The organism is Streptomyces sp. (assembly GCF_050698815.1).
In the GTDB taxonomy this organism is placed as follows: Bacteria; Actinomycetota; Actinomycetes; order Streptomycetales; family Streptomycetaceae; genus Streptomyces.
The window spans coordinates 1-4,983 of sequence record NZ_JBOHCV010000404.1 but is presented as its reverse complement, the minus strand read 5'-3'; the positions used below and the strand labels follow the sequence as shown (position 1 = coordinate 4,983).

Annotated in this window: 5 protein-coding genes; 4 read left to right on the top strand and 1 reads right to left on the bottom strand. The window is 68.8% G+C overall.

Features of this window, described 5'->3' with window-relative positions:
• Positions 1-44: 44 nt before the first annotated feature.
• From ACRDP3_RS14795 to ACRDP3_RS14785, 3 genes are read left to right on the top strand one after another with little or no spacing between them, the layout of a single operon-like run.
• On the top strand, positions 45-2,030 hold the full coding sequence (locus tag ACRDP3_RS14795) for a tripartite tricarboxylate transporter permease (RefSeq protein WP_431517396.1): 1,986 nt from the start codon (positions 45-47) through the stop codon (positions 2,028-2,030).
• The gene (locus tag ACRDP3_RS14790) at positions 2,027-2,548 is read left to right on the top strand and encodes an AbrB family transcriptional regulator (RefSeq protein ID WP_431517395.1); all 522 of its coding nucleotides are present in this window, start codon (positions 2,027-2,029) and stop codon (positions 2,546-2,548) included. The genes ACRDP3_RS14795 and ACRDP3_RS14790 overlap by 4 nt, the downstream gene beginning before the upstream one ends.
• Positions 2,545-3,057 (top strand): AbrB family transcriptional regulator, encoded by a 513-nt coding sequence (locus ACRDP3_RS14785; protein WP_431517394.1) that lies wholly within the window; start codon positions 2,545-2,547, stop codon positions 3,055-3,057. Before ACRDP3_RS14790 ends, ACRDP3_RS14785 begins: the two co-directional genes overlap by 4 nt.
• A gap of 5 nt (positions 3,058-3,062) precedes the next feature.
• Here ACRDP3_RS14785 and ACRDP3_RS14780 read toward each other — a convergent pair whose 3' ends face one another.
• On the bottom strand, positions 3,063-3,797 hold the full coding sequence (locus tag ACRDP3_RS14780) for a GntR family transcriptional regulator (RefSeq protein WP_431517393.1): 735 nt from the start codon (positions 3,795-3,797) through the stop codon (positions 3,063-3,065).
• A gap of 89 nt (positions 3,798-3,886) precedes the next feature.
• On the opposite strand from ACRDP3_RS14780, the gene tcuA reads away from it, so the two are divergent.
• Positions 3,887-4,983 (top strand): FAD-dependent tricarballylate dehydrogenase TcuA (gene tcuA, locus ACRDP3_RS14775; protein WP_431517392.1); only part of this gene is annotated, 1,097 nt, incomplete at its 3' end.

Sequence of the window (4,983 nt, the reverse complement as noted above, 5' to 3'; positions counted from 1 at the left end):
CCGACTCCTCGGCAACCCCGAAGCACCCCCGAAAGGCCTGATCGATGCTGGACGCCGCGCTCAGCGCTCTGGGCAATCTCTTCGCCCTGTCGAACCTGATATTCCTGCTGCTGGGTGTCGGCTCCGGCCTGGTCGTCGGCATGATTCCCGGTCTCGGCGGGACGGGGGCGGTAGCCATGCTGCTGCCGTTCGTCTACGCGCTGGAGCCGACGCAGGCACTCGCCCTCATCATCGGGGCCGTCGCCGTCGTCCACACCTCCGACACGATCGCCTCCGTGCTGCTGGGCATACCCGGATCCGCTTCTGCCAGTGTGCTGCTGCTCGACGGGCACCAGATGGCACAGAAGGGGCAGGGCGCACGCGCGCTGTCGATCGCGTTCATGTCCTCGATGATCGGCGGGCTGCTCGGCGCTCTCGGACTGACGCTGTCGATACCCGTGGCACGTCCGCTGGTTCTCAGCTTCGGAGCACCTGAGCTCTTCATGCTGACCTTGCTCGGCGTATCGCTGACCGCGGTGCTCTCGCGGGGCAACATGCTCAAGGGGCTGCTCGCGGGAGCGTTCGGGCTCCTGCTCGGAGGAATCGGCGCGGCCCCGGCGGCGGCCGACTACCGGTTCACCTTCGGTTCCTTGTTCCTCTCCGAGGGGCTGGACCTGGTAGCGGTAGCACTGGGCATATTCGGTATCGCCGAGATCGTCACGCTGGTCGGAACCCGCTCCAGCGTCGCCACCGGCTCAGGACTGGGCAGCGGCTGGCGCACCGGGCTCCGCGACGTGCTGCACCACTGGCGCCATGTCATACGCGGCGCCCTCGTCGGGATGTGGGCCGGGGTCCTGCCCGGACTCGGTGCCACCGCGGGCACCTGGATGGCGTACGGCCAGGCACGGGCAACCACCCGCAAGGACTCCAAGAAGACATTCGGCAAGGGAGACCCCCGGGGGATCATCGCGCCGGAGAGCGCCAACAACTCCGTCGAGGCCGGCGACCTCATTCCCACACTGCTCTTCGGGATCCCAGGCGGTGCCCCGGCGGCTCTGCTGCTGGGCGCGCTCCTCTCCTTCGGTATCGAGCCCGGACCACGGATCATCACGAACGACCTCGACATCGTCTACACGATCATCTGGTCCTTCGCGCTGGCCAGCATCCTGGGGGCGGCGGCGTGCTTCCTGCTGAGCCGCCCGTTGGCGAAGCTCAGCTTCGTCCGGTTCCCGGTCCTGGCCGGCGGGCTCATCGTCGTCCTGTTCACGGCCGGCTACCAGGATTCGGAGCAGATCGCGCTGCTCCAGGTCATGCTCCTGCTGGGCGCCATCGGATGGGTCATGAAGGTGTGCGGTATCCCAAGGGCACCGTTCCTGATCGGCTTCGTGCTGAGCCTGCCCATGGAGCGCTACTACTTCCTCACCGCGAAGCTCTACGAGTTCGACGCGTGGATCGTCCGCCCATGGGTCCTGATCCTGCTGGCCCTCCTCGTCGTGCCGACCGTCTTCTCGCTGGTGAAGAAGATCCGCTCGCGTCGTGCCCCCGACGAGCAGACCCTGCCGGAGGACGAGGAAAGTGAGGGAGCAGAGCCCCCGCGAATCTGGAGCGTCGTTGTCCCGGCAGTGTTCCTGCTGGTCTTCCTTGCCGCCTTCGTGATCTCCCGCCAGTACAGCAGCCAGGCCAGGCTCGTACCTGGGCTCGTGACAATGGCCGGGGCGGCGATAGCCGCCGGCGCGCTGGTGGCCGGGATTCGTGCGCTCCGCCGAGCAGAGCCGCAGAAGCCCTCCCAGCGGGAGACATGGGCGGTCGAATGGCGTGCTGTGCTGCGGTCGTTCGCCTGGCTGGCCGGGTTCGTCGCACTCACCTACGTCCTCGGTCTGCTGCTCGCGGCGCTCCTGTTCCTGCCGCTGTTCCTGCGGCTCGTGGCGGAGATGCGCTGGCGCGGCGTCGTCATCTACACGGTGTGTACGGTCGGGGCCCTGGCCGCCCTGGCGGCCCTGGCGGACGTCGCGTTGCCCATCGGCTACCTCACGCCGGTCGGGTTGCTGTGAGCAAGCCGGTCGCCCCCCTTCATCGCGCGGCCGTCGGACTGCTGGCCGGGACTGCCGGGGGGCTGTTGCTCATGTGGCTGCAGGTCCCGGCCGGGACGCTGGTGGGTGCCGTGCTCGGCAGTGCGGCAGCCGGCTGCCTGGTGAACGCACAACCGCACCCGCTCCAACGCTGGGTGCGCACGGCCGGCTTGGTATTGATCGGTTGTGTGTCGGCCGCGCGGCTTGACCGGGACGCCTTCGAAATGATGGGGCTGGTCGCTCTTCCCGTCCTGGCGGCAGTGGTGCTGCTCCTCGTTCTCAACGCGGCACTGGCACGCTGGCTGGTGACACGCCATCAAGTCGACCCGGCCACGGCGGTTCTCGCATGCGCGCCTGGCGGGCTCAGCGAGCTCTCCGTACTCGCCGTCAAGGAAGGCGCGGACGTCGGAACCGTCACGGTCATCCATCTCGTCCGCGTTCTGCTGGTGGTGTTGCTCGTGCTGCCGGGGCTCACCTTCGTCCTCGGCCGGTTGACGTGACGAGCGCGGCCCCGGTGATGCTTCTCGGGTTCGCCTGTGCCGGGGCGGCTCTGGGCCGGCTGCTGCGGCTGCCGATGTGGCCGATCACCGGTGCGATCCTGGGAGCCGCAACCGCTCCATTGCTCGGGCTCGACGGCATCGCACCGCCCGGCTGGTGGTCGGCCGCCGGCCAGATCCTGGTCGGTTCCGGCGTGGGTTCCATGGTGGGCCGGAACTTCTTCGCCTCCGTACGGCGAGTCAGCGGGCCCGGATCCGTCGTGGTTCTCCCGATCATCACCGTGGGAGCGGGGGGCGGGGTGATACTCGCCGTCACCGGACTCCTCGACCCCACACCGGCTCTGCTGGGATCCATCCCCGGGGGCGTCGGGGAAATGGTCGCGGCGACGGCGGGGCTGGGCGGGGACAGCGGCCTGGTCGCGGGGATGCACCTGATCCGGCTGGTCGTGGTGCTGTCGGCGCTGCCGTGGATGCTGCGCCGGGCCCGCCGCCGGCATGAGCGGGGCGGATGACCGTGTCAGGCTCCGAGGAGCACGGCGAGCCGGATCTCGCGGGCCCGGCGCATGTGGGCTCTGGCCTGTTGTTCAGCCGCCTCACCGTTGCGTTCCTGCACCGCCCGGGCAACGGCCGCGTGCTCGGCCAGGACCTCGTCGGGGCGGCCCGGGTGCACCAGAGTCGTCGCCGGCAACCGTCGTACTGCGTGCTCGACCTGGTTGAGGAACCTCTCCAGGTACGGATTGGCCGCCCCGGTCCGCAGGGCCCGGTGCCACGCGAGGTTCAGTTTGGACAGCCGGCCGACGTCCTCGCGCTCGGCGGCCTCCCGCATGGCGGCGTTGATCTCGTCGAGCTGCTCGACCAGCCCCTCAGGACATCGCACGGCTGCCAACCGGGCGGCGAGACCTTCGAGATCCTCGCGGATGACGTAGAGAGCGAGCACGTCTTCCAGGGACAGGGAAGCGACCATCGCGCCGTGGTGGGCGGTTTTGACCACCAGACCCTCGTCGGCCAGCCGCTTCAACGCCTCCCGGATCGGCGTCCGGCTCACCTTGAAGGCGGTCGCCAGCTCGCTCTCACGCAGCCAGGCGGAGGGAGAGAGGACGCCGTCGAGGATGGCTTCGCGCATCGCCCCCGTGACGTCATCGGTCGTGCGACCGCGTACCGCACCCTGGTGCAAGTAGGCGCGAAGGCGCTCCACCGACTCCTGTGACTGGTCGTTGATGCCGCTGGTCGTAGGTGCTTTGTCCTCCTGCACGCACTGAACCGTACGGGAGTGGTCAGATCGTCCGCAAGTTGAGTACAATCCACTATTGATTGCATGCAATGTGGATGCGAGGAGTGCGCATGGCTGGTCGCCGAGTCATCGTTGTCGGAGCGGGTAATGCGGCGCTGTGTGCGGCGTTGGCCGCACGGGAGCAGGGCGCCGAAGTCCTCGTTCTGGAGAGGGCGCCGAAGAAGCTGCGCGGCGGCAACACCGCATTCACCGCGGGTGCGATGCGGGTCGTCTACTCCGGTGTCGAGGACCTGAGGAAACTGATACCCGACCTGACCCGGGAGGAGATCGACAACACCGACTTCGGGAGCTACCCCGCCGACGCGTATCTCGACGACCTCGCCCGCGTCACCGAGTACCGAACCGACCCCGAACTCGCCTCCACCCTGGTGGAGAACAGCCTGCCGACCTTGTTGTGGATGTCGGAGAAGGGCGTGCGCTTCGTGCCGATCTACGGGCGGCAGGCCTTCAAGGTGGACGGCCGCTTCACGTTCTGGGGAGGGCTGACCGTCGAGGCGTCCGGTGGCGGAATGGGTCTCGTGGAGGCGCTGACCCGGTCCGCCGAACGAGCGGGCGTTCAGATCGAGTACGGAGCGCGAGCCCTCGACCTCCTGCAGGACGACGGCGGTGTGCGGGGGGTGCGGCTGCGTCAGGCCGGCCGGACCCGGGAAGAGCGCGCCGACGCGGTCGTGCTCGCCAGCGGGGGCTTCCAGTCCAGCCCCGAGATGCGGGCACGCTACCTGGGCCCCGGATGGGACCTGGCCAAGGTGCGGGGAACGATGTACAACACCGGCGACGGCCTGCGGATGGCGCTGCGCGCCGGGGCGAGCCCGGCGGGAAACTGGTCCGGCTGCCACGCCGTGGGCTGGGACCGCAACGCCCCCGAGTTCGGGGACCTGGCGGTCGGGGACCACTTCCAGAAGCACAGTTACCCGTGGGGCGTCATGATCAACGCCCACGGCCGGCGGTTCGTGGACGAGGGCGCCGACTTCCGCAACTACACCTACGCCAAGTACGGACGCGTGATCCTGGAGCAGCCGGGCCAGTTCGCCTGGCAGGTCTTCGACCAGAAGGTCACGCATCTCCTCCGTGACGAGTACCGGATCCGCCAGATCACCAAAGTGACCGCGCCCACGCTGGAGAAGCTGGCCGAGAAGATGGACGGGGT